This is a genomic window from uncultured Abyssibacter sp., assembly GCF_964000955.1.
Lineage (GTDB): Bacteria > Pseudomonadota > Gammaproteobacteria > Nevskiales > OUC007 > Abyssibacter.
Map to the genome: position 1 here is coordinate 1 of NZ_CAXFCL010000064.1, position 1,613 is coordinate 1,613.

Consider the following 1,613-nt stretch of genomic DNA (forward strand, 5'->3'; position numbering starts at 1 on the left):
ATCGCGACTGAAGTCGCTCCTACAACGGGCCTGGGCGTCGCATGACCAGGCAAAACAAAACCCCCGGCCGTCTCCGGCACGGGGGTTTCGTTTCAGCCCTGGCCGCGAACGGCCGTCGGGCTTATTCGGCTTCGGCGGCTTCGCCTTCCGGGCGATCGACCAGCTCGACGTACGCCATGGGCGCGTTGTCGCCGGCCCGGTAACCCATCTTCAGGATACGCAGGTAGCCACCCGGGCGCGCCTTGTAGCGCGGGCCCAGTTCATTGAACAGCTTGCCGACCATTTCCTTCGACCGGGTGCGGTCGAACGCCAGCCGACGGTTGGCCACGGAGTCTTCCTTGGCCAGGGTGATCAGGGGCTCGGCCACCCGACGCAGCTCCTTGGCTTTCGGCAAGGTGGTTTTGATCGCTTCATGTTCGAACAGCGACACCGCCATGTTGCGGAACATGGCCTGACGGTGTGAGCTGTTCCGGTTCAGTTTTCTGCCGCTCTTGCGATGACGCATGGTTCTGTTCCTATTTCAGGGACGCCAAGGCGCCCATGACAACTCTGTTAGTGCGGTTGATTAACGCAACTTGGTGTTAAGCCGGTCATCATCCCGGAGACTGACCGGCGGCCAGTTTTCCAGGCGCATGCCCAGCGACAGGCCCTTGGAGGCCAGCACATCCTTAATCTCGGTGAGGGACTTCTTGCCCAGGTTCGGGGTCTTGAGAAGCTCGACCTCGGTACGCTGAACCAAATCACCGATGTAGTAGATATTCTCCGCCTTCAGGCAGTTGGCGGAACGAACGGTCAGCTCCAGGTCGTCCACCGGGCGCAGCAGGATCGGATCGATCTCTTCGCGCTCTTGCTTCGGCTCGGGCTTGGCGTCCTGCTCCAGATCCACGAATACCGCGATCTGCTGCTGCAGAATGGTGGCGGCACGGCGGATCGCCTCTTCCGGATCGATGGTGCCATCGGTTTCCAGATCGATCACCAGCTTGTCCAGGTCGGTACGCTGCTCGACCCGGGCGGCCTCCACCACGTACGCCACGCGGCGCACCGGGCTGTAGCTGGCATCCAGCTGCAGGCGGCCGATGCCGCGGGTTTCGTCGTCATCACTCTGACGAGTGTCGGCGGCTTCGTAGCCACGGCCTTTCTGCACTTTCAGGCGCACACGCAGTTCGGTGTCGCCGGTGATGGTGCAGATCAGGTGGTCCGGGTTAACGATCTCAACGCTGTGATCGCGCTGGATATCGTCGGCGGTAACATCGCCCGGGCCTTTCTTGACCAGTTCCAGGGTCGCTTCTTCGCGATCTTCCATCTTCAGGGCCACGCCCTTCAGGTTGAGGAGGATGTTGATCACATCTTCCTGCACACCCTCGATGGAGGAGTACTCGTGCTGTACACCGTCGATCTCCACTTCGGTGATCGCGCAGCCAGGCATGCTGGACAGCAGGATGCGGCGCAGCGCCGTGCCCAGAGTATGGCCGAAACCACGCTCCAGCGGCTCCAGTACGACCTTGGCGTGGGTCTCGCTGATCGCGTTGACCGCGATCGAGCGGGGCGTGAGAAATTCGTTCACGGCGGTCATAGAGATCCCTCAGGCAGTCCTTACTTGGAGTACAGCTCGA

The 1,613-nt window shown here is 61.6% G+C and carries 2 protein-coding genes; both read right to left on the reverse strand.

All coding sequences use genetic code 11. The features are described from left to right. Positions 1–121: 121 nt before the first annotated feature. Positions 122–505 carry a 50S ribosomal protein L17 gene (gene rplQ, locus ABNS06_RS03185; protein WP_161385842.1) on the reverse strand — a complete coding sequence of 128 codons (384 nt, stop codon included), beginning with the start codon at positions 503–505 and terminating at the stop codon, positions 122–124. A 60-nt stretch (positions 506–565) separates the two neighbouring features. Then, a complete protein-coding gene (gene rpoA / locus ABNS06_RS03190) occupies positions 566–1,573 on the reverse strand; it encodes a DNA-directed RNA polymerase subunit alpha (RefSeq protein ID WP_142949693.1) in 1,008 nt (335 codons plus the stop codon). Between the last annotated feature and the right edge of the window lie 40 nt (positions 1,574–1,613).